The 23,372-nt window shown below is 63.3% G+C and carries 20 protein-coding genes and 1 riboswitch; of the genes, 17 read left to right on the forward strand and 3 right to left on the reverse strand.

What is annotated here, in order from left to right:
* Window positions 1-2: 2 nt before the first annotated feature.
* Window positions 3-1,442 (reverse strand): cytosine permease, encoded by a 1,440-nt coding sequence (locus J3A64_RS19260; RefSeq protein WP_011776606.1) that lies wholly within the window; start codon window positions 1,440-1,442, stop codon window positions 3-5.
* Window positions 1,439-2,455, reverse strand: coding sequence for an agmatinase (speB, locus tag J3A64_RS19265; protein WP_187329906.1), 1,017 nt, complete (start codon window positions 2,453-2,455; stop codon window positions 1,439-1,441). The genes J3A64_RS19260 and speB overlap by 4 nt, the downstream gene beginning before the upstream one ends.
* 187 nt (window positions 2,456-2,642) lie before the next feature.
* On the opposite strand from speB, the gene J3A64_RS19270 reads away from it, so the two are divergent.
* From J3A64_RS19270 to J3A64_RS19350, 17 genes are all read left to right on the forward strand, one after another.
* Window positions 2,643-4,157, forward strand: coding sequence for a PucR family transcriptional regulator ligand-binding domain-containing protein (locus J3A64_RS19270; protein ID WP_014923203.1), 1,515 nt, complete (start codon window positions 2,643-2,645; stop codon window positions 4,155-4,157).
* A gap of 75 nt (window positions 4,158-4,232) precedes the next feature.
* Window positions 4,233-4,331: riboswitch (glycine riboswitch) on the forward strand.
* Window positions 4,332-4,478: 147 nt separating this feature from the next.
* Window positions 4,479-7,331: an aminomethyl-transferring glycine dehydrogenase gene (gene gcvP, locus J3A64_RS19275; protein WP_210065414.1), complete on the forward strand. Its 2,853-nt coding sequence runs from the start codon at window positions 4,479-4,481 to the stop codon at window positions 7,329-7,331.
* A gap of 11 nt (window positions 7,332-7,342) precedes the next feature.
* Entirely contained in the window at window positions 7,343-8,464 is a 1,122-nt protein-coding gene (gene gcvT / locus J3A64_RS19280; RefSeq protein ID WP_210065416.1) for a glycine cleavage system aminomethyltransferase GcvT, read from the forward strand.
* A gap of 22 nt (window positions 8,465-8,486) precedes the next feature.
* Window positions 8,487-8,870: a glycine cleavage system protein GcvH gene (gene gcvH / locus J3A64_RS19285; protein WP_210065418.1), complete on the forward strand. Its 384-nt coding sequence runs from the start codon at window positions 8,487-8,489 to the stop codon at window positions 8,868-8,870.
* Window positions 8,867-10,186 (forward strand): serine hydroxymethyltransferase, encoded by a 1,320-nt coding sequence (gene glyA / locus J3A64_RS19290; RefSeq protein WP_011776600.1) that lies wholly within the window; start codon window positions 8,867-8,869, stop codon window positions 10,184-10,186. The genes gcvH and glyA overlap by 4 nt, the downstream gene beginning before the upstream one ends.
* 302 nt (window positions 10,187-10,488) lie before the next feature.
* Complete coding sequence (locus tag J3A64_RS19295; RefSeq protein WP_210064495.1) at window positions 10,489-11,901, forward strand: L-serine ammonia-lyase; 1,413 nt, start codon at window positions 10,489-10,491, stop codon at window positions 11,899-11,901.
* A gap of 46 nt (window positions 11,902-11,947) precedes the next feature.
* Window positions 11,948-12,955, forward strand: a complete 1,008-nt coding sequence (gene lipA, locus J3A64_RS19300) for a lipoyl synthase (RefSeq protein WP_014921380.1) — start codon at window positions 11,948-11,950, stop codon at window positions 12,953-12,955.
* Window positions 12,956-13,105: 150 nt separating this feature from the next.
* Window positions 13,106-13,243, forward strand: a complete 138-nt coding sequence (locus J3A64_RS23795; protein WP_286176407.1) for a hypothetical protein — start codon at window positions 13,106-13,108, stop codon at window positions 13,241-13,243.
* 595 nt (window positions 13,244-13,838) lie between these two features.
* The gene (locus J3A64_RS19310; protein ID WP_210065419.1) at window positions 13,839-14,291 is read left to right on the forward strand and encodes a hypothetical protein; all 453 of its coding nucleotides are present in this window, start codon (window positions 13,839-13,841) and stop codon (window positions 14,289-14,291) included.
* 90 nt (window positions 14,292-14,381) lie between these two features.
* Complete coding sequence (locus J3A64_RS19315; RefSeq protein ID WP_210065421.1) at window positions 14,382-15,230, forward strand: hypothetical protein; 849 nt, start codon at window positions 14,382-14,384, stop codon at window positions 15,228-15,230.
* A gap of 1 nt (window position 15,231) precedes the next feature.
* The gene (locus J3A64_RS19320) at window positions 15,232-15,747 is read left to right on the forward strand and encodes a hypothetical protein (RefSeq protein WP_210065422.1); all 516 of its coding nucleotides are present in this window, start codon (window positions 15,232-15,234) and stop codon (window positions 15,745-15,747) included.
* The gene (locus J3A64_RS19325; RefSeq protein ID WP_210065424.1) at window positions 15,744-17,009 is read left to right on the forward strand and encodes an Ig-like domain-containing protein; all 1,266 of its coding nucleotides are present in this window, start codon (window positions 15,744-15,746) and stop codon (window positions 17,007-17,009) included. The genes J3A64_RS19320 and J3A64_RS19325 overlap by 4 nt, the downstream gene beginning before the upstream one ends.
* 159 nt (window positions 17,010-17,168) lie before the next feature.
* Window positions 17,169-18,233, forward strand: coding sequence for an FUSC family protein (locus J3A64_RS19330; protein WP_210065426.1), 1,065 nt, complete (start codon window positions 17,169-17,171; stop codon window positions 18,231-18,233).
* Window positions 18,234-18,308: 75 nt separating this feature from the next.
* Complete coding sequence (locus J3A64_RS19335; protein WP_043806427.1) at window positions 18,309-18,827, forward strand: MarR family winged helix-turn-helix transcriptional regulator; 519 nt, start codon at window positions 18,309-18,311, stop codon at window positions 18,825-18,827.
* Window positions 18,828-18,942: 115 nt separating this feature from the next.
* On the forward strand, window positions 18,943-19,308 hold the full coding sequence (locus J3A64_RS19340; protein WP_286139902.1) for a hypothetical protein: 366 nt from the start codon (window positions 18,943-18,945) through the stop codon (window positions 19,306-19,308).
* Complete coding sequence (locus J3A64_RS19345; protein WP_210065428.1) at window positions 19,305-20,234, forward strand: serine/threonine-protein kinase; 930 nt, start codon at window positions 19,305-19,307, stop codon at window positions 20,232-20,234. The genes J3A64_RS19340 and J3A64_RS19345 overlap by 4 nt, the downstream gene beginning before the upstream one ends.
* Window positions 20,235-20,307: 73 nt before the next feature.
* The gene (locus J3A64_RS19350) at window positions 20,308-20,568 is read left to right on the forward strand and encodes a GlsB/YeaQ/YmgE family stress response membrane protein (RefSeq protein WP_011776589.1); all 261 of its coding nucleotides are present in this window, start codon (window positions 20,308-20,310) and stop codon (window positions 20,566-20,568) included.
* 143 nt (window positions 20,569-20,711) lie between these two features.
* Here J3A64_RS19350 and J3A64_RS19355 read toward each other — a convergent pair whose 3' ends face one another.
* Entirely contained in the window at window positions 20,712-23,348 is a 2,637-nt protein-coding gene (locus J3A64_RS19355) for a LuxR C-terminal-related transcriptional regulator (RefSeq protein WP_210065430.1), read from the reverse strand.
* Between the last annotated feature and the right edge of the window lie 24 nt (window positions 23,349-23,372).

Genomic DNA, 23,372 nt, shown 5'->3' on the forward strand with positions numbered 1-23,372 from the left:
GATCAGGTGAGGTCGGCGGTGATTGCAGGGGAGGGAAAGGGGGCGGCTTCAGGCTTCTGGCCAAAGATGCGTGCCGCGCAGTAATAGAGGGGAGCGACGACTACCAGGCCGACGATCCAGGAGATGTCCACGCCGCCCATCGCGGCGGCCAGCGGGCCGGTGTACACAGCTGTTGCCGAGAAAGGGACCTGGATCAGGGCGCCTGCTATGTAGGAGCCGATGGCGACCCAATTGAACCGCCCGTACACGCCGCCGTCGCGCTTGAAGAAGTCTTCAACGCGGTAGTCGCCGTGCCGCAGAAGGTAGTAATCCACCAGGTTGATGGCTGTCCAGGGAACCAGGACGTACATCAGGAACGACAGGAAGTTGGTGTAGAAGAGGATGAAATTGTCGCGGGCAAACAGGGCGATGCTGACGGCGACGACGAAGAGAATGATCGCGGCGATGCTGCGGGTCTTGGCGCGCGGCAGCCAATGGGGTTTGAACGTCTGGCCGATGGTGAGGGTGCACAGGACGCCGCAGTAGAGGTTCATGGCGTTGGAAGCCGCAACGCCCAGGCAGAAGATGCCGACGATGATCAGCGTCCACGGTTGGAGCATCGCGCCCAGGCTGCCAACAATTTCGACATCGCCGGCACTCATGGACACTGCGAGCGTACCCACCAAGGCGCCGAGGATCATGGGGAACAGGGTTCCCAGCACACAGCCTGAGTAGGAGGCCCAGAAGGCCGGGGCCGAGCCCGTCCCTTGCGGCATATAGCGGGAGTAGTCCGAGACGTACGGCGCATAAGCCAACTGCCACAGCGCCGAGACGGAGATGGTCCCCATGAAGCCGACCCAGTTGAAGTTGCCCTGCTCCAGGAAGCTGGCCGGAAGGCCATGGACCAGGAGGATCCACCCAAAGGCCAGCAACAAGGCCAGACCGGCCGCGACACTCAAAACGCGTGCGTAGGCATGGATGAGCCGGTAGCCGAAAATCGTGGCGATAACGCTGACCACACCGATGATGACGATGCCCGCGTCAACGCTGATGCCGGGACTGACGGCCGCCATTGCTTCGCCGCCAAACACCAGGTTCGCCGCGAAGAATCCGACGTACATGATCACCACGATGACCACGATCAACAGTGCCCCGAACGACCCGAACTGGCCACGGGTCTGGATCATTTGTGCCACACCCAATTGCGGTCCTTGGGCAGAGTGCAGCGCCATGAAGATGCCGCCCACAACGTTGCCGATGATGATGCCCACGATCGCCGGAACAAAGCCCAGGCCGAACACCGTAGTGGCGAGTCCGCCGGTCACGATGGTCATGATCATGATGTTGGAGCCGAACCAGATGGTGAAGAGGTCCCGGGCCTTGCCGTGGCGCTCGTTGGCCGGGATGGGCTGGATGGTCTTGTCTTCCAGCCGGGGAACCTCAGCGGTGGGCGCGGTGCTCATGACGCGGTCCGGGATGCCGAAGCCAGTTCGCGGCCAGCGGTGGCCTTGCTGCGGTTCACCATGAGGCCGAGAAGGTCGAAGACCAGGGTGGCCGCGGCGACCGTGGTGATATCAGCGTGGTCATACGCCGGGGCGACCTCAACGACGTCGGCACCCACGATGTTGATGCCGTTCAGTCCGCGGAGCAGGGCAAGGAGTTCGCGGGAGTGGAGCCCGCCCATCTCCGGGGTGCCGGTGCCGGGTGCGAACGCCGGATCCAGGACGTCGATATCGATGGAAACGTACACCGGGGTATCGCCCAGCCGGTCCTTCACCCGCTGAATGGCCGCCGGGACCCCAATAACGTCCAGGTCCGAGCAACGGATGATCTGGAAGCCGAATTCGTGGTCGCGGAGGAAGTCGTTGCGGTCATAGACCGGGCCGCGGATACCCACGTGCATGGACTTGTCCTCCACAAGGAGGCCTTCCTCGAACGCCCGACGGAAGATGGTTCCATGCGTGATGGGCTGGTCGAAGTAGGTGTCCCACGTGTCCAGGTGGGCGTCGAAATGCAGCAGTGCCACCGGACCATGAACCTTGTTCAGCGCTCGCAGCATGGGCAGGGCGATGGTGTGGTCGCCGCCGATCGAGATGAGTCGCTTGTCCTCGCTGAGCCCGTTGCCTCCGCTGATCAGGGGCAACGCCTGCTCCTCGATCTCGCGGACTGCCCTAGTGATGTCGTAGGGGGTGCAGGCAATATCGCCGGCGTCCACCACTTGGGCTTCGTATACCGGTTCAACGTCGAGCTCCGGGTGATAGCCCGGGCGGAGGAGCCGGGAGGCCTCGCGGACTGCGGCAGGGCCGAAACGGGCGCCCGGCCGGAAGGAGGTTCCGCCGTCGAACGGTACTCCTACGATCGCGATGTCGTAGTCCGGGACGCGGTCGATTTGGGGGAGACGGGCGAAGGTACCGAGTCCTGCATACCGGGGAACTTTGGTTGCGTCGACAGGGCCGATGGGCTGATGCGTTGCCATTGAAGAATCCTTGGGGTGAGGGGTGCTCGCCGTTGAGCGGGAAGTAAGTAATTCCATTCTTGGTGACGCCGATCACTCCGAAAAGCGCTACATTGACTACAAATGGTCGAGGCGTTTAGACGAATGTCTAAGAGGTGCCTGAAATGGCGCCAACCCCTCAGCGAACGCAAGGAAAACAGGACCCCGCATGGCAATCACCGTGGCTGAACTCGTGGCCGAGCCTCAACTCGGGCTCACACTCCTGGCAGGATCGGCGGGCCGGGACAACCGCATCACCTGGGCCCACACCTCGGATCTGCCCAGATTGTGGGAATGGGTTACAGGCGGCGAGCTCATGATGACCAACGGCCTGTCCATCCCCCCAGACGCGCAAGGTCAGGTGGCGCTCGCAGAGGCCTTGGTGGACAGCGGTGCCAGCGCCTTGGCGATCGGTGAGAAGATGCACGCGCCGCCCCTCACCGCGGAATTCCTGGCGGCGTGCGAGCGGCTGCCGTTGCCACTGGTCAACATCCCGTATCCGCTGCCGTTCATCGCAATCGCCCGGTCGGTTGCCGAGTCCTCACTGCTCGAAGAATCGCGCCGGCTGCGGCAGACGGCCCGCGTCTACGATCTGCTCCGCACCGCCGGAGCTTCCGAGGACCATTGGCAGAGCCTGGTCCAGCGGCTGGCAACTGAGCTCGACGCAAACCTGTTCGTGGTGGACCGACGCTGCCTCCATCCCTGGCATCCGGACGGGCAAACGCTGCCAGAGTTCCTTGCCGAGGAATGGGCTCCGCTGTCCGGGCAGGTGTCCCTCGCCGGAAAGAACTTCCAATGGCACCGCATCCGGGGCCGGCACGTGCTCACCATGGACATTCCCACGCATGCCAATGCGCTCCTGGTGGTGCTGCCCAACAGCGAACCGCACCCGGACGCCGTCGTACTCCTTCACGCCGCAACCGTGTTGGGACTACAGCTTTCGCGCATCGTTTTGTCGCTGGAAGGCCGCCACCGGCTGGCCGGCGAGTTCCTCCTGCAGGCAATGGACGGACGCTTGGGCGCGGCCGAAATGGAGAGCCGGCTGGCAGCTTTCGAGGTTTCGCCCCAGGATTTCCTGCTCGCCTCGATGTCCGCCGGCGGCGGAGACAGACAAGCGGACGACGGCGACAGGCTGGCCAACGTGCACATCGAACTGTGGAGGCACGGGGTTGCGTCGGCGTCGTTGAAGCGAAACAACAGGCTCCATGTGGTGGTCCCGGCCGACGTCCCTGACCACGTCCTGGCGCACTGTGCCGGGGCGGATGCTGCGATCGGGATCAGTGCGCCGGCGGCCGTTGCCAACATCCAACGCGCACTGCAGGAATCCCTCTGGGCGCTTGGCTCCGCCCGTGCCAACAAGCTGGCGCTGGCCCGCTATGCGGAGGGGCCGTCATGGCTGGGGCTGACGGGTTTCGAGGAGGGAACGGCGCTGGTTCGGCGGCTTTTAGGCCCGATTTTCGACTACGAGCAGAGCCAGGAGGGCGATCTCCTCGTCACGCTCAGGACGTATCTGGACTCGCAACGGTCCTGGCAAAAGACCGCAACGGCGTTGTTCGCGCACCGGCAAACCATCATCTACCGGATACGGAAAATCGGCGAGCTGACGGGGCTGGATATGGGTGAAACGTCCACAGTTGCCCAGCTCTGGTTCGCGCTGCAAATCCATGAGGCGATGCATCAGTAACTTCACCTTGCTTGCGCTTTTTCAAAACAACCAGCTATGGTGTGAAGCGTGTCACTCACGGTGACGCAACGCTTTTGATCTGCGGCGGGAGAGCCCTGCCGGTACATCCAGTCAGGCGCCGTAGGAGCAAATCCTCCCCAGGAATCTCTCAGGCCCATGTACCGCCGCGGTTAGGCAACTCTGGAAAGCAGTCCGGGTAACCGGGCTCACCGACGGTGCAAGCAGGCAACCATTCCTGCGGAATCTCTCAGGTCCAATACAGAGCGGGGAGGAACCCACATCATCGAGCGCTCACTGGGCGCCTGAATCATGGAGTTCCTCTTGACTGTTCAATCAACCCCCACCGCCTTCGCGGACCGGCACATCGGCGCCCGTCGCCAAGCCGATGTTGACACCATGCTCAAGGCCATTGGCTACGACTCTGTCGACGGCCTGGTAGACGTCGCGGTCCCCGATTCGATCCGCCAGGACACTGCCCTGAAGTTGCAGGACGCCCTCACCGAGGTGCAGGTCCTCGCCGAGCTGCGCAAGCTCGCGTCCAAGAACAAGACCGCCGTCCAGATGATCGGCCAGGGCTACTACGACACCGTGACGCCGCCGGTCATCCGCCGCAACATCCTGGAAGCTCCCGCTTGGTACACGGCTTACACCCCGTACCAGCCGGAAATTTCCCAGGGCCGCCTCGAAGCGCTGCTCAATTTCCAGACCATGGTGCAGGACCTCACCGGCCTGCCCGTTGCGAACGCTTCCCTGCTGGACGAAGCCACCGCCGTGGCCGAGGCCGTGTTGCTCATGCGCAGGGCCAACAAGAACCAGACTGCCAAGGACGGTAAGACTGTCCTGGACTCCGACCTCCTCCCGCAGACCATCGCGATCGTGAAGGGTCGCGCTGAGGCGTTGGGCTTCGAGGTGGAGATCGCTGACCTTTCGGCCGGCCTTCCCGACGGCGACATCAATGGCATCGTGCTCCAGCAGCCGGGCGTTTCGGGCCGAGTCTTCGATCACTCCGTCGTGATCGCCGACGCCAAGGAACGCGGTGCGCTGGTCACCGTCGCGGCTGACCTTTTGGCGCTCACCCTCATCACGCCCCCGGGCGAGCAAGGTGCGGACATCGCCGTCGGAACTGCGCAGCGCTTCGGTGTCCCGCTGTTCTTCGGCGGCCCGCACGCGGCCTACATGGCGGTCCGCGAAGGCATGGAGCGCACACTTCCCGGCCGTATCGTGGGCGTTTCCAAGGACAACGCAGGCGTCCCCGCGTACCGTCTGGCCCTCCAGACCCGCGAGCAGCACATCCGCCGCGAAAAGGCGACGTCCAACATCTGTACAGCGCAGGCCTTGCTGGCCATTGTCGCCTCGATGTACGCCGTCTACCACGGTCCGGAAGGCCTGAAGGCGATCGCCGAAACCGTTCACGGCCATGCCCGCACCCTTGCCACAGCGCTGAAGAAAGCTGGCCGGGAACTTACGTCCGAGTCCTTCTTCGACACCCTCACAGTGCGCGTCCCCGGCAAGGCTGACAAAGTCATCGGCGCCGCCGAGGCACGCGGCATCAACCTGCGATTCATCGACGCCGACACCGTTGGGGTGAGCATTGATGAAACCACGACGCCGGAGGTCCTCTCCGCGGTGGCCGTCGCCTTTGGAGCCGGTCCGGTAGGGGACGCAGCAGGGTTCGAACTGCCCGCAGACGTGGTCCGAAGCAGCGACTTCCTGCAGCACCCGGTGTTCAACACGCACCGTTCCGAGACGCAGCTGTTGCGCTATATCCGCAGGCTGTCCGACCGGGACCTCGCACTGGACCGCACCATGATTCCGCTGGGTTCGTGCACGATGAAGCTCAACGCAACCGCTGAAATGGAAGCCATTTCCTGGCCTGAGTTCGCCTCCATCCACCCGTTCGCTCCGGACCACCAGACAGCGGGTTGGCGGGAACTGATCGAAGACCTGGAAGCCGACCTTACCGAGATCACGGGCTACGACCAGGTCTCCATTCAGCCGAACGCCGGTTCCCAGGGAGAGCTGGCCGGCCTGCTGGCCATCCGTGGATACCACCTGTCCCGTGGTGACCAGCAGCGCACTGTCTGCTTGATCCCCGCGTCGGCCCACGGCACCAACGCCGCGTCCGCGGTCTTGGCCGGGATGAAGGTTGTGGTGGTGGCCACGGCTGCCGACGGCACCATCGATCACGCAGACCTGACCGCCAAAATCGAAGCCAACAAAGACGTCCTGTCCTGCATCATGATCACTTACCCGTCCACGCACGGCGTGTACGACGCCGACGTCCGCGAAGTCTGTGACGCGATCCATGCAGCCGGCGGCCAGGTGTACGTTGACGGTGCGAACCTGAACGCGCTGGTTGGCCTGGCCCAGCCGGGCAAGTTCGGCGGCGACGTATCGCACCTGAACCTGCACAAAACCTTCTGCATCCCGCACGGCGGCGGCGGACCGGGCGTTGGCCCTGTTGCTGCGAAGGCACACCTGGCTCCGTTCATGCCGGGCGACGCGAACAAAGCAGCGCACGAGGAAGGGCATGGCGTAGCCATCTCGGCCTCACGTTACGGTTCCGCCGGTGTGCTGCCGATTTCCTGGGCGTACGTGAAGCTCATGGGTGGCCAAGGCCTCACCGACGCCACGAAGTCCGCGCTGCTCGCCGCCAACTACGTTGCCTCCCGCCTGGACGAGCACTTCCCCGTCCTGTACACGGGCGAGGGCGGACTTGTTGCCCACGAGTGCATCCTGGATCTGCGTGAACTGACCACCCGCACCGGAGTTACCGCTGAAGACGTGGCCAAGCGCCTCATCGACTTCGGATTCCACGCCCCCACGCTCGCGTTCCCGGTTGCGGGCACGCTCATGGTGGAACCGACCGAGTCCGAGGACCTTGCCGAGATCGACCGCTTCATCGAAGCCATGATCACCATCCGCGCCGAGATCGAGCAGGTGGCCAGCGGTGATTTCACTCTTGAGAAATCGCCGCTGCGCAACGCGCCGCACACAGCTGCCGCCGTCGTAAATTCCGGCTGGGACCGCGACTACACGCGCGAGCAGGCAGCATTCCCCGTCCACCACTTGAAGCAGGACAAGTACTTCCCGCCAGTTGGACGCATCGATGGAGCTGCCGGTGACCGCAACCTGGTGTGCTCCTGCCCTCCGCTCGAAGACTTCGAAAACTAAGGACTCCCGACATGTCTGAGAACTACACCGCTCTCTACGAGCAGCACAAAAAGGCCGGCGCTTCCTTCACGGACTTCGGCGGCTGGCAGATGCCGCTGAAGTACGAGTCCGAACTCGCCGAGCACCATGCCGTCCGTAACGCGGCGGGCCTGTTCGATCTCTCCCACATGGGCGAGGTTTGGGTCAGCGGCCCCGACGCTGCGGCCTTCCTGGACTACGCCCTGGTGGGCAAGCTGTCAGCGATCGCTGTAGGCAAGGCCAAGTATTCGCTGATCTGCAACGCCGACGGCGGCATCATCGACGACCTCATCTCCTACCGACGCGCTGAAGACAAGTACCTGGTAGTCCCCAATGCGGGCAACGCCAAGGTGGTCTCCGCGGCGCTGCTGAAGCGCGCGGCCGGTTTTGACGTCGTCGTCGAGGACGTCTCTGCCGAGACGTCACTCATCGCCGTGCAGGGCCCGACCGCTGAAGCCATCCTGCTGCAACTGGTCCCTGCGGAACAGCACGAGTTGGTCACCGAACTGAAGTACTACGCCGCGGTTGAGGTATCCATCAACGGGGAGGACCTGTTGCTCGCCCGCACCGGCTACACCGGGGAAGACGGCTTCGAGATCTACGTCCCGAACGTCGACGCCGCAGGCCTCTGGGAAGCGCTGCTGGAAGCCGGTGAAGGCCACGGACTCATCCCCGCAGGTCTCGCCGCCCGCGATTCGCTCCGCCTTGAAGCCGGCATGCCGCTCTACGGCAACGAGCTCTCCCAGCACGTCAATGCCTACGCAGCAGGCCTGGGCCCGGTAGTTTCCCTGGCCAAGGAAAGCGACTTTGTGGGCAGGGAGGCACTCACTGCCATCAAGGCTGCCGGTGTGGGGTCCACCCTTGGGCAGAAGCTCGTGGGCCTCAAGGGCACGGGCCGCCGTGCCGCGCGCGCCCACTACTCGGTGCTCAAGGACGGCTCCCTGATCGGCGAAGTCACCTCCGGCCAGCCAAGCCCGACGCTCGGTTACCCGGTAGCGATGGCCTACGTCGACGTCGAGCATTCAGAGCCGGGAACGATCGTTGAGGTCGACCTCCGAGGCAAAGCCGAACCGTTCGAAGTTGTCGCCCTGCCGTTCTACAAGCGCCAAAAGTAGTCACGAGAAGTTAGGAATTGAAATGAGCAAGGTAGTTGCTGAATTGAAATACTCGGCCGAGCACGAGTGGGTTGCCTCTAATGGGGGCGGGCCTGTCGGGATCGGGATCTCTGCTGTAGCCGCTGACGCCCTGGGCGACATTGTGTACGTGGACCTCCCCGACGTTGGTTCCACAGTGACCGCAGGCGAGACCTGTGGCGAGGTTGAATCCACCAAGTCGGTATCGGACCTGTACTCGCCCGTGACGGGGGAGGTGACCGAGATCAACGACGCCGTTGTCAGCGATCCGGCACTCATCAACAACGATCCCTACGGTGCCGGCTGGCTTTTCAAGGTTGCCGCCACGGAAGAAGGGCCGCTCATGTCGGCCGAAGAATACGCTGCAACGAACGGTGGAGAACTGTGAACCCGGTATCTGTGACTGAGTACCAGCAAGTTGTGTCGGCGTCGCTGGACGCCCAGCTATCAGAGCTGGATCCTGAGATCGCCGCAAAGATCGACGACGAACTCGGTCGCCAGCGCGACGGGCTGGAAATGATCGCCTCCGAGAACCACACGGCCGTTGCCGTGATGCAGGCCCAAGGTTCGGTGCTGACCAACAAATACGCCGAGGGTTACCCGGGCAAGCGCTACTACGGCGGCTGCGAACACGTCGATGTCATTGAGCAGCTGGCGATCGACCGCATCAAGGCACTGTTCGGCGCCGAATTCGCGAACGTCCAGCCGCACTCCGGTGCCCAGGCCAACGCTTCCGTGATGCACGCCCTGATCAAGCCGGGTGACACCATCATGGGGCTGAACTTGGCCCACGGCGGCCACCTGACCCACGGCATGCGCATCAACTTCTCCGGCAAGCTCTACAACGTGGTCCCCTACGGCGTTCGCGAGGACACCCACACCGTGGACATGGCCGAGGTTGAGCGCCTGGCCCAAGAGCACAAACCGGCGCTCATCGTCGCCGGCTGGTCCGCTTACGCGCGGCAGCTGGACTTCGCTGAGTTCCGCCGGATCGCCGACTCCGTGGGCGCGTACCTGATGGTGGACATGGCACACTTCGCCGGCCTTGTGGCCGCGGGCCTGCACCCTTCGCCCGTCCCGCACGCGCACGTCACCACGTCCACCACGCACAAGACCCTCGCGGGCCCCCGCGGCGGCATCATCCTCTCCAACGACGCCGACATCGCCAAGAAGATCAACTCGGCCGTGTTCCCGGGCCAGCAAGGCGGACCGCTGGAACACGTCATCGCAGGCAAGGCTGTTGCGTTCAAAATTGCCGCCTCGGAGGAATTCCGGGAGCGACAGGAACGCGTCCTCGCCGGTGCACGGATTCTCGCCGAACGCTTGGTGCAGCCCGACGTCGCCGCCAAGGGCATCAACGTAGTCTCCGGCGGAACCGACGTGCACCTGGTCCTCGTCGACCTCCGCAACTGCGAACTCGACGGCCAGCAAGCCGAAGACCGCCTCGCCGCAATCGACATCACCGTCAACCGCAACGCCGTCCCCTTCGACCCCCGCCCGCCCATGGTCACCTCCGGCCTGCGCATCGGCACCCCGGCGCTGGCAACGCGCGGCTTCGGGGAAGCGGCCTTCCGCGAGGTCGCGGACATCATCGCCGAAGTGTTGATCGCCGACGCCGACGCGGACCTTACCGGGTTGCGTCACCGTGTTGAGGCACTCGCTAAGGCACACCCGTTGTACCCGGGGGTCGCGAACCTCGGCTAGCCGTTCGGTTTTGCAGGCCGTTTCGTGGGCTCGCTGCAAAACATGCCGTGCGCACGGCATGTTTTGCAGCGGGACCCCGTTTACGGAACGGCCCCAACGGCCGTTGGGGCGACCGGCCGTGGTGCACACGATGCACATTTGATCTCCCGGGTGAGGCGTTCGCTGGGAACGAATGCCTCACGTAAACACCGGGTTTGGAAGCTGCACTCGGCTTCCACAGGGGCTGGGCCTGCCTTGGCTAGGGATTTGGCCCGGCCCCACATTCTTGTTTGTTTCACTCTTCCCTGAAAGGGATCCCAGCCATGGCTGTTGGTGTTTTTGATCTGTTCTCTGTGGGTATTGGCCCGTCGAGTTCTCATACTGTGGGGCCGATGCGGGCTGGGGCGGTGTTCGCTGGCGAACTCAAGGACGCCGGTGTCCTGGGTTCCGTGGCGTCGCTGCGGGTTGATCTGTATGGTTCGTTGGCTGCGACGGGTCGTGGGCACGGCACTATGACGGCCACGCTGCTGGGCTTGGAGGGCTTTCACCCCGAGTTGATCCTGCCTGACGAGGTGGAGGAGCGGCTGGCGACGATCGCGGAGACGGGTGTGCTGAATCTGGGTGGTGCGTCCGGGGGCGGTGTGGAGCTGCCGTATGCGGTGGAGGATATGGTGTTGCATCCGTTGACGGTGTTGCCGCGGCATACGAATGGGATGAAGTTCCAGGTGTCTGATGCCCAGGGGAATGTTCTCAGGGAGGCGACGTTCTTTTCGGTGGGTGGCGGGTTCATTGTCCGTGAGGGTGAGGAGGACGCTGCCCGGGCCGAGTTGGAGGAGACGAAGGCGGAGTTGCCGTTGCCGTTCAGGACGGCGGCGGAGTTGATGGGCCGGTGTTCGTCCAAGGGGTTGGGGATCAGCGACATCATGTTCATCAATGAGCGTGCGTCCCGGAGTGAGGAGGAGATCCGGGAGGGTCTTTTGCATATCTGGTCCGTGATGGAGGCGTGTGTTGAAACGTCGTTGAAGCGTGAGGGTGTGCTGCCCGGGGGGTTGAAGGTCCGGCGTCGGTCTCCTGGCTGGTTGGAGCGGCTGCTGAAGGAGGACAAGGACCGGAATGATCCGAAGTATTGGCAGGAGTGGGTGAACCTGATCGCGTTGGCGGTGAACGAGGAGAACGCTTCGGGTGGCCGGGTGGTGACGGCGCCGACCAATGGTGCGGCGGGGATCATTCCTGCGGTGTTGTATTACGCGTTGAATTACGCGCCGGGCATGGACAAGGCCAGCCAGGCCGATAAGGACGATGTGGTGGTGAAGTTCCTGCTCGCCGCGGGTGCGGTGGGTGTGTTGTATAAGGAGCAGGCGTCCATTTCGGGGGCTGAGGTGGGGTGCCAGGGTGAGGTGGGCTCGGCGTCGTCGATGGCTGCTGCGGGGTTGGCTGAGGTGATGGGTGGTTCGCCGGGGCAGGTGGAGAACGCTGCGGAGATCGCGATGGAACATAATCTGGGGTTGACGTGTGATCCGATCGGGGGTTTGGTGCAGATCCCGTGTATTGAGCGGAACGCGATCGCGGCGGCGAAGGCGATCAACGCCGCGAAGATGGCGTTGTGGGGGGACGGGACGCACCGGGTGTCTTTGGATGAGGTGATCGTGACCATGCGTGAAACGGGCAAGGACATGTCCTCCAAGTACAAGGAAACAGCGATGGGCGGCCTCGCCGTCAACGTCGTCGAATGCTGATCGCGGGCGCTCCTGCGAAAATGGAATACCAACAAGGAAGAAACTCATGACACTCGCACCTGAAGGCCGTAAGTTGCTGCGCGTTGAGCAGCGTAACTCGGCGGTCCCGGTTGAACGTAAGCCCGAGTGGATCAAGGCCAAGGTCCAGATGGGGCCGGAGTTCGTCCAGCTCAAGAACCTGGTGAAGAAGGAAGGCCTGCACACGGTGTGTGAAGAGGCCGGCTGCCCGAACATTTTTGAGTGCTGGGAAGACAAGGAAGCGACGTTCCTGATCGGCGGGTCCGAGTGCACCCGGCGCTGTGATTTCTGCCAGATCGATACCGGCAAACCCTCCCCGGTGGACATGTTCGAACCCACCAAGGTGGCCCGCAGCGTGCAGGCGATGCAGTTGCGCTACGCCACGGTGACCGGGGTGGCCCGTGATGACCTGGCCGATGAGGGTGTGTGGTTGTACGCCGAAACGGTCCGGAAGATCCATGAGCTGAACCCGGGCACGGGCGTGGAGTTGCTGATCCCTGATTTCTCCGGCAAGCCCGAGCACATCGCGGCGATCTGTGATTCCAAGCCCGAGGTGTTCGCGCACAACGTGGAGACCGTGCCGAGGATATTCAAGCGGATCCGTCCGGCGTTCCGGTACGAGCGGTCCCTGGATGTCATCACCCAGGGCCGGGACCTTGGCATGGTGACCAAGTCCAACCTGATCCTGGGCATGGGCGAGACCCGCGAGGAAATCTCCGAAGCGCTCCGTGACCTGCACGCGGCCGGTTGTGACCTGATCACGATCACCCAGTACCTGCGCCCGTCCGAGCGGCACTTGCCCGTGGACCGCTGGGTCAAGCCGCAGGAATTCGTGGACCTCCAGCACGAGGCCGAAGAAATCGGGTTCCTCGGTGTCATGTCCGGGCCGTTGGTGCGGTCCTCGTACCGGGCCGGACGCCTGTGGGCCACCGCGATGCGGAAGAAGGGCTGGGAAATCCCGGCCGCCCTTTCCCACATCGAGTCCTCCGGCACCACCCGCCAGGAAGCCTCCACCATCCTCGCCGCCCACGGCTAAGCGCCGCTCCACCATCCTCGCCGCCCACGGCTAAGCGCCCCTCCACAACAGCCGCTACTCGCGCGCCCAAAGGTCTCGACATCGCGGAAATCACCAGCGGCGAGATGAGGGTTGTGGTGGCCGGCTGCGGAGGGAAGGCGCGACCTTCCGGTGACTGCCGGCGCCGCAGGCGCGGTGCCCAAGGCCAAGCTCAATTCGCTGGCCATCAAGATCGGCGTCGGTTCGTCGTTGAAGTTCCTCAGCAAGAAGGGACCGCTCGCCCGGCGGCTCCTGGCAGGCGAGCGCTAGTCGCGGGACGCGTTGATCCACGAACTGGCCGAACGCCCGGGAATCGATGGCATCCAGCTCTACAGCTTCAGCTCCTTGGAATCGTTGCCCGCAGCCGGTGTGACAGCGGCCCTGATCGACGGGTGTCTCGGCGCAGACTGCAGCAGTAGTACGACGGCGGATGGTTGCCTCTGGGAGGCGGCTGGCCGCCGTCGGGGGTTAAGTCATGATGCCGAAGCAATCGAACGCCAGCGCAGTTTTAGCTCAAGATGGGCACAATGTTCGCGCACACATGCCCCGATTCGGCGGTGACGCAGCTTTGAGGCCCTGTCCACTTCTTGGACATACTCCGGGAAATCGAGTATTCCCAGCCCTAATCTGACAGTAATTTCTGGCAACGGACCAAGTAGTCCGAGGACAAAAACTAAGTACCTGCATCATGAAGGTGGGTATTTTCTAATCCCTGTTCGAATGAAAAGAGGCGTACCCGGAAAGCTAGCCACAGGGCTTGTGCTGAATGAACCATTGGGGACATCGCTTCATCCGACAAGAACGATCGGATGCTGGGGGTTGCGACGCGGCTCCCCGGGACGTAGATCAACCAAGGAGTCTTATCATGCGCAAGCTTTCCAAGAAGAGCCGGGTCACCGCAGCCGCCGCAGGCGTTGCATTGGTAGCGGTGGGTGGCGGAGCTGCCTACGCCTACTGGACCACCACCGGTTCGGGCAACGGCACGGCAACCAACTCGGCCGGTGGCGGACAGGTCACGCTGCACGCGACGTTCGCAGGCGGGCTGGCGCCGGGCAACCAGGTTAGCGTTGCCTACACTGCCGACAATGCCACGACCTCCAGCACCGTGGTTGGGGCGCTCAGCGCCAATGTGACCACCGATGTGGCGAGCTGTCTTCCGGAATGGTTCGAGGTCACGGCCGTCACCAGCAACAGCTCGGTCGCGGCCAACACCACAGGAACATCCGTGGGCGCCGGCGTCCTGAAATTCAAGGACGAAGCGGCGAACCAAGACGCCTGCAAGGGTGCAGTCGTAAAGGTCAACGTCACCAGCAGCTAGCGTCGGAGCGCCGGGGACCACCTTGCGAGTGGTGGTCCCCGGCCTACGCATTCCTGCCCGCAGCACCGAACACGTCCGAAAAGAGCTTCCATGGACCACCGGCCAACGCGAACAACGCCGTTCCACCGAACAAGATTGCCACTCCGTGCGCTGATACTTGCGCTCCTAGTTGCTTTCGTCCCGGTGGCGGCCCTCGCAGCTAGCAGCGGGCAGGGCACCTCGCAAGGGAACCAGGCCAAGGTTTCCAAGGGGATTGCGGTGGCGCTGTCTCCCTCAAGCCGGACCCTGGACCCGGGGCAGTCCACCTCGTTTACCGTGTCAGCCACGTCAACGGGAGGTTTCGCCGGGACTGTCACGTTCGCCGCCAGTGGGCTGCCGGCAGGCGCGGCAGTGGCGTGGCAACCGTCGGAGGTGGTTCTCACCTCCGGAAGCACCGCGCAGGTGACCATGACAGTGCAGACGGGCCCCACCATAGTTGCCGGTAAGACGGACTTCACGGTGAAGGGCACCAGCGGATCAGTGCAGGCGTCAGCGCCCGCGCAGCTGCACGTCCTGGAGGTTAAGCGGACCTTTGACGTTTCCGGCTCGGTGGATGGTTTGCTCGCACCGGGAATCACCAGGCCCGTGAATCTCCAGATTTCCAACTCCCACAACAAGAGCATCGCGGTGACCAATCTGACCATGGCTATCAGCCAAGTGGTCAGAACCTCAGCGGCGGTGGCTGCCAACCTGCCCTGCACCACGGCGGACTACAAGATCACCCAATATTCGGGGGTGTACCCGCTGACGGTTGCACCTGGCGTCCGCACCCTTTCCGAGCTCGGCGTGCCGGAGTCCAAACGACCGCAGATCGCCATGCTCGACACCTCCAAGCTCCAGGACGGTTGCAAAGGCGCCACCCTCAAGCTCACGTACTCCGGCACGGGACAGGCGAACTGACATGACTGCGACAGTCCGAACCCCGCGCACTCCAGGCACCGGACGCCTGGCACGAACAGCCGCTGCCACCGTGGCCCTCTGCATCCTCGGCGGTGCAGGCTCCGCGTACGCCTACTGGACTACCACCGGAATTGGTAGTGGATCGGCAACGAATGGCACCATGCAGGCCGTCACAGTGGACGCACTCATCCCTGGCGATACCCTGCAAACCAGTTTGGTCCCCGGTGGGACTGCCGACGTCATTCTGCGCGCCACCAACCTCAACGCCCACGCCGTCACCATCTACGGCATTGCGGCGAGCGGTCCTGTGACTGCCGGCTCCGGGCACCCGGGATGCGCCACCACCGGAGTGACGTTCACGCCCCCGGCCGCACCCTTGACCCCCGCAGTAATCATCCAGCCGAACACCTCCATCCAGCTCACGCTCGGCAATGCGGCCAGCATGAGTGCGGCGTCCGTGTCAGCCTGCCAAGGTGCCCAATTCAACGTTCCCGTCACTCTGGAGGTACGGAAATGAGCCGGCTTGATCAGGCCACGGGCCGGGCGACGTCCTCGTCCGCCACCTTTGGACGCTGGAACAGGATCGTCGTGATTGTCCTCGGGATACTTTTGGTTTCCTGGGGAGGGCCGGCTGCCAGTGCGTTCTGGGGTTCGGTCAGCAGCGGATTCGGTGCGGCCAAGGCCGACGCCGTAGCCCAGGGCGCGAGGCCCACTACCGCGGTTTCCGGTACCAGCGTGACGGTCACGTGGACGGCGAGTACGACGGCGGCAGGCCGGCCCGTAACCGGCTACAGCATCGCGCGCTACGCCACAGCCACCGCAGGTACCGGGATCGCTGCGGCAGGAACCTGCACGGGTACCATCGCCGCCCTCAGTTGCGTGGACAACAACGTTCCTACCGGGACCTGGTATTACGCGGTCACCCCGTTGTTGTCGGCCTGGCAAGGCGCGGAAAGCACCAGGAGCACGGCTACGGCCATGGACGCGACTCCGCCGGGAGCACCTGTGATTGCTGCTCCTCTCTACGTGAATTCAAGCACCGTGAACAGCGTTCCTGTCAGCGGCACCGCCGAACCCGGTTCAACCGTGGTTCTCACGGTCACCGGTGCCGGGGCCCAGCCTTTGACGCAAACCATGACGGCCAACGGTTCGGGAAACTGGACGGCAACTCCGGTTGATCTTAGGGACTTCACTGACGGAACCATCAACTACTCCGCCAGGGCAACAGATGCAGCCGGCAACACCGGCACTGCAGGTACGGCAGATTCCACGAAGGATGTGACCGCACCGACGGTGACCGGGGTTCAGCTCACTAACGGTGGAGCAACGCCCGGCAAGGTTGAGTCAGGCGATTATGTAACGCTGACGTTCTCAGAGCCGCTCAAGGCCAGCACCATCTGCAGTACCTGGACCAGCCCCGCCAGCACACAAACTGTGAGCGGCAACGGGAATAACCGGGTGGTGGTGAATGTCGGTGCTAACGACGTTCTCTCCGTGACCACCAACAGCTGCCCCGTGCTACGAGTAGGCTCGGTCGCTCTCGGAGGAGACTACACATCGAGCAATTTGAGTTTCAATACAGCCAACAGTGGCGGCATTTTGCACTGGAGCTCAACATCCCAAACACTCACCGTCACTTTGGGTGGAGGGAACGCTGGAGGGGCGACCCTTTCTTCAACCACTATCTTCCCCACTTACACCCCCGCCTCCGGCTTGACTGACGTCGCTGGCAACCAGCTTGGCACCTCGCCGGTTCCAGGGGCTCCCTCGCTCTTCTGACCCCAGAAATTTGTCCAGAGGCAGTGCCCCTCGCCCACGTGATGAGGGGCACTATCTACGCCCATTACCGGGGTAGCCCTAAATCCCGGGCGTAACCTTGAAGCGGACGCCAGCGCCGCCGTCGTACTTTTGATCCTGCGACGAAAGGCGAGCCGCTCCTTGAATGCTGTAGCGGAAATGTTCACGATGGGCCCTGGAAACAAGGACCACCATCCCGCACTCCGCTGCGCTGTAGGTGTGTTTGTTCCGCTGATTACGTTGACGCTGCTGGGCCGGCTGGACCTTGCCGTGTTTGCGTCGTTTGGTGCCTTCACCGGAATTTATGGCCGGAATGAGCCCCACAGCGTGCGGTTCCGGAGCCAGTTGCGCGCCGGCGGCTTCATGCTTTTGATCATTCTTCTGGCCACGCTCATGGCCCGTTTTGCTCAAGCTGGAGGCATCGAAGGTGCAGCATATTCCTGGCTCCTGACGGCTGCGACTACCGTTGTGGCCGGTGTTTGTTCCGTGGTGGTGGCCGCGTGGCGGCTGCGGCCCGGCGGCTCACTCTTTCACATTTTTGCCTTCGCTGCCATTGCTTCCATCGCCGCGCAGCCTCCCCTCTGGGAAGCCATGCTGGTTGCGGTGGGGACCACAGTCTTTTGCTTGCTCATCGGCATGTCTTCGCGCGTACTCAAAAGCCACCGGACGCCGTGGAAACGGCCGCCGCCCATCCGTCACACCTCAGCCGAGCGCCGGGCGATCTGGCTTGAAGGCGGCGGCTACCTGGTGGCTGCGGGCCTGGCGGGGACCATCGCGACTTTGGTGGGGGAACGGCTGGGGTTCGGTCATACCTACTGGGCCATGGTGGCGGCCGTAGTTCCGTTGGTGGGTCATTCGACTCGTCACAGGGTGAGCCGTGGTATTCAAAGGATCGCGGGTACGGTGATTGGGCTGGTTTTGCTGGCCGGCATTCTGTGGCTGAATCCCGCGCCGTGGGCCATGGTTTTGGTCATTGCCGCGTGCCAGTTCGGAGCGGAGATGTTCATTGCCCGCCAGTACCTGGTGGCGCAGGTGTTTGTGACGCCGCTGGCGTTGATCGCCACGCTGTTGGCGGCGCCGGTTGATCCTGCCTTACTGCTGCGTGATCGCATCGTTGAGACCGTCATTGGTGCCGCCGTCGGCGTTGCAGTGGTGGCAGCTCCGGCTGTTTGGCGGCGACTACGGGCCGTTGGTCCGGACGCTTAGCCACCCGGGGACCGGTGACGGTCTGCGCCATCCGAGCAAATCACCTAGTATCAATTGCTTAGACAATCGAGATACATGTCTACCAAAGGACTGGTGATGAGCGACAAAGGTGAACGTCAGGGCTATTGGTACGGACTGGAGAGCCGCAAGCAGATGGGCGCCGTTGACGTCCTGAATGCACTCAGGGACTATCGCTCGGCCGAAGCCGACATGCGGCGCCGCACCCAGGCCTCCATGGGAATGGGTGAAACGGACCTGTTGGCCCTGCGGTACCTGCTGGAAGCCGAGCGCGCGGGCAGGGACGTGGGGCCAAAAGAGCTGACGGTCCGCCTGGGTATGACGTCCGCTTCCATGACGTCGCTGGTGGATCGGCTGGTCAGGTCCGGATACGTCATCCGCGAACCGCATCCCACTGATAGGCGGGCACTCATCCTCAAACCAACCCCAGGGTCGGACCAGGAAGTACGCAGCACTCTGGGCGACATGCACGCCCGAATGATGGAGGTTGCGGGCACCTTGAGTGCCGAGGAATCCGCGGTAGTGGTTGAATTTCTCAGGCGTATGCGCGGCGCAATTGACACCATCGCCACATAATCCCGACTGGACTTAAGTAGTAAGTACACATATAACTAGATAGCCAAGCTACTTACTAGGGAATGTGTGGGAGAGAACGATGACAGTCGCGCTGCGTGAACCAAGCTCCACACCAGTGGCTGAGAATACCGTTGACGTAGTCACGGAGCAGGTTATTCCCGAGGGGCCCGTGCATTGCGGTGCACACATGGCCATCTCCGCCGGGCCATCATATGACTCCATGCAGTGGGTTTCAGTGGAACCCATCTGGCCGGAGTGGGCTTGCGGTTGCGGCTTCCGGATGGATATCGACGCCCTGGACCCCGTGAGCGGCGTCTGGATCGCCGCTCTCCGCCGCCAGAGCCTGCAGCATGAACTGGCAATCGCCCAGAACACCCTGGAACTGACGTTCAAAAAAGCGGTCGACGCCGGAGTCGACCCTCGCGCTCTGGCCGACGTGACCGGAGTGCCCGCCGCCGAAATCGAATCCCTCCTGCAGTGACGCTCCTTGACCGGGCGGCCGTCCGCGCTGATCGCGGGGCCGCAACTGCTGAGCGCCCGGCCGCAAATGCCAGTGCAAATGCAGGCGCAAAATCGGTGCACCAGGACGTGCTGCTTGGAGGGCGTTACCGGCTCGGTGCCCAACTGGGTGGCGGCTCGGAAGCGTATGTCAACGAGGCATGGGATCTGCTCTCCGGCAAAACGGTGGCGGTCAAGATCTTCAGGTCAACGAACTCCTTGGACAACGCCCCTTTTCGGCGGGAGCTGGAAATCCATGGACGTTTGCGGCACAGGAACATCGTCAGGATTCTCGACTCCGGTGACACCGACTCCCGTGGCGACGGCGTCGGCGTCGGTCAGGACAACCGCCACTTCGTGGTGATGGAGCTGGTGGCCGGTAAGGACCTGCGGTGGATCCTGCAGGACAAGCCCGCGTCCCCGGAACAAACTGCCGCGTGGATGACCGACGTTGCCCGCGCCTTGGCCCACGTTCATCGCAGGGGAATTGTCCACAACGACATCAAGCCGGGCAACATCCTGGTGGACTTCGCGTCCGATCCCGGCGGCCCTGGAGTCGCTAAACTGGCCGACTTCGGAATTGCCCTCAACGGACGCCACGGTGTGCCCAACTCGTCCTCGGGCACACCGCACTACCTCAGCCCTGAAGAAGTGTGCGGCGGAACGTCCACAACCGCCAGCGACATCTACTCGCTGGGACTGGTTGCCCTCGAATGCCTGACCGGAACCAAAGCGTTCCCAGGCCCTCCCCTTGAGTCCATGGTGGCAAGGACTCTTGGAGAACCCCGAATTCCCGGCACGGTGCGGCGGCGCTGGTCCATGGTGCTTCATGCCATGACAGACCCCGATCCTGCCGGCAGGCCGTCTGCCAGCCAAACCGTCGGTATGCTCCGACGGCTCAGCTGGTAGCCAACAATCAGGCCGATAGCGGCATGCGTCCTTATGCCGAACTGGGGCCTCTTCATGAAAGAGAGAAAGAAAAATGGGAATCATCGGTTGGATTGTTTTGGGTTTGATTGCCGGAGCCATCGCAAAGGCCATCAAGCCCGGCAAGCAGGGTGGCGGATGGATCGCCACGATCCTCCTGGGCATCGTGGGTGCTGTCCTGGGCGGTTGGATCGGCAGCGCGCTCTTCAATGTAGGCATCAACGAGTTCTGGTCGCTTTCCACGTGGTTGCTCGCAATCGGCGGCGCACTGCTGGTACTCATCATTTGGGGACTGGTCACACGCAAGAAGGCATAACCGTCTGAATGACAAAGAGGCCCCGATTCTGCTGCTGGTTCTGCAGGGTCGGGGCCTCTTTGCTGCCCTCCGGGGGTTATCCGTAGTTATCCTGCCGAGTAGCCGAGGGCCAGATCGATGAGCAGCGTCTTCCGAGGTCACGGCTACGGCAAATATCCGCTCTTGTAGGCTGCGGCCACCGCGTCATGCCGCGAACCGGCCCCCAGCTTCGAATAGATAATCCGAACGTGCGTCTTCACGGTGTTCACGGACAAGTGGAGTTCCGCTGCCATCTGTTCCTGCGACAAGTGAGACGGAAGAAGAGTGAGGACTTCCCGTTCCCGGGGAGTCAAGGCCTGCGCCCGCCGGGCATCGGTGGGCGGCCGCAAAACCAGCAGGCGCTGAGCGAGAGTCTCTTGGGGTCCGTAGGAACCTGCCCTTTCCACCAGGAGATCAATGACCTCGTGGGGCGCGATTGCCAAGGGCCGGAGCACGTCCAGGTCGTCGGCTTGACGCAGGGCTTCTTCCAGAATTTTGCCGGCAAGTGACCGTCGTCCGGTCCGGATGGCCATGGAGCATTCCAGGACGTTAACGTGGAGCCGGGTCCATTCCAGCACGGGCTTCACCGCACCGGTGTGAAACGGCTTGAGCCGATCGGCAGCGGCGTCGAATCGGCTGATCCCTGCTGGACCCTGGGCGCGGAGGAGGCAAAGCTCACCCGTTCCTGGTATTCGCTCCTCCGCCCATTCCAGGACCTCCCGGGCATGGTCGGCATGCCCCAGTACCAGCGCGGCCGTGTGCTCAATGACAGCGATGCAGGCAGCCAAGGGTTGTGCAAAGAGATGGTCCCTGCCGATGCGCAGGCGGGCTTGGCGCATGCCTTCAAGAGCGTTGCGCCTGTCCCCGGAATCCATGTGCGCGCACGCAGTGATTATTTCCAAGGTGGCTCGCATGGCAGCTCCCACACCCTTGGAGGCAGCCCCGAGTTGACCGAGTTCGGCAACGCCGGCTGCAGCGAAACGCAGGGCTTCTGCTGGTTCCGCTCGGAGGAGCGCAGCAGAGGCATGCATCAGGGCTCCAACCGACCTGCCGGCTCCGGCCGTCCACACGTGTGCCGGAAGCTTGTCCTCGGCGAGCCGCAGGAAGTGACTGGCACGGCGTAGCTGGCCTTGCATGGAGTAGGTGGCGGCGAGTTTGAGGTACACCTTGCCGGCGAGGTAGGCGTTGCCCGCCTCGGTGGCCTCCATCAGGGCGGCGGAAGCCTCGTTCTCCGCGGTTCCATATTTCCCTTCCACCAGTGCGGCGGTGACGCTGACCATTCTCGCCTCGATGCGGACATCACTTTGCCTCGAGAAACGGAGGGCAGCATAGTCCGCCGTGGCTTGCGGGTCCTGGTCTTCCCAGCCATCGTTGAACCAGGAAAGGCGTGCTTTTGCCAATGCCTGCAGTTCGCGGAGATCGGGAGGTAAGTCGTCTGCCCGGGTTCGGTTAGCCGCGGCCATGTAGCGGGTTGCGGTGGTGGGCTGACGGCTTTCCACGTGTGCCAGGGCGGCAACCACGCAGAGCGTGGGGTTCGTGGCGAAGGCGGCATCGGGCAAAGCCGCTATCGCACGGCGGACCTGCATGACTTCACCGGACCCCAGGAGTGATGCGCCGTGCCGTTCAAGGACTTCGCCGATCAGGCCGTTGTCCGCCGAGTCCAGGGCGTGCCTGAGCGTCGCTTCGGGTTCGCCGGCCTGCTCATGCCACTGGGCGGCGATCCGGCTGAAGCGGAGTAGTTCGTCTGGCTGCTTCCGGGCTAGTTCGGCCCTGAAGAACGCACGGATCAGGGGATGGACCAGGAAGACTTTCCGCCCGCTACCTGCCGATTCAACAAGGTCGCGGTCATCGGCCAAGCTGGAGAGGATGCTTCCGGCGTTCCGGTGGCCTGCAAGGGTATTGGCCTGAGCAGCAACCACCACGCGGCACACACTGGTACTGGAAAGGACATGCCGTTCTTCACCGGAAAGGGTGCGGATGATGTGGTGGTCCAGGTAATCGGAGAGCTGCCGGTTGTTGGCAGCGATGTCTCCCAAGGGGGCCTCGGTATCGGCGGCTTCGCGCAGGTAACGCAGCGCGAGGACTACACAGGCAGGCCAGCCCGCGGTCTGCCTGAACAGCTCGCGCCGTTGGTTCACCCCCGTCAGGGTGGTCGTCTTTGCTGCCAGTACGTTGATCTCCTCAAGACTGAAAGCCAGGTCACTCGAGCGCAGTTCCACGATGCGGCCGCTGAGCCGGGCAGGTCCGGCATCAACCGCAGTGCTGTCCCGTGCAACGAGTGCCAGCTGGATGGGTGGTCCGGATTGGTTGTGCAGCGCCGGAATCCAACGCTCGCGTTCATCCGAACTGAAGCCGTCCACTCCGTCGATGACCAGGCGAACGGTAGTGCCGGTGGAGGCCAGCTCCTGGGCCAGATCGCCCAGGACTTCCACGGCATCTTCTTCGTCTCCGGAAAATTGCCTGAGTGCACCGGGCGGGATGGCCGGGCATCGCCTCAGCGCCTGCAACATCGCGGGCCAAAGCGCTTCCCTGTTGTGTTGGTTGGGGCTGAGCCACGCCACCTTGTGTGCCTGATCTTCCAGCCACTGGCTCAGAAGCACTGTTTTTCCGTACCCGGCAGGGGCGCAGATGAGGACGGTATCGGCCGTGTCGTCGAGCTTGGCCACGAGTCGGGATCGAGCCAGCAGGACCAAGGGCAGCCGGGGGACCGCAGTTGGCTTCAGGCTCAAGAGGTCCGGGCGGGTACCACCTTGGTCGTCCACTCCTTCAGTGTAGGGCGGGGTATC

It is taken from the genome of Pseudarthrobacter sp. PvP004, assembly GCF_017876035.1.
Classification (GTDB): Bacteria; Actinomycetota; Actinomycetes; order Actinomycetales; family Micrococcaceae; genus Arthrobacter; species Arthrobacter aurescens_A.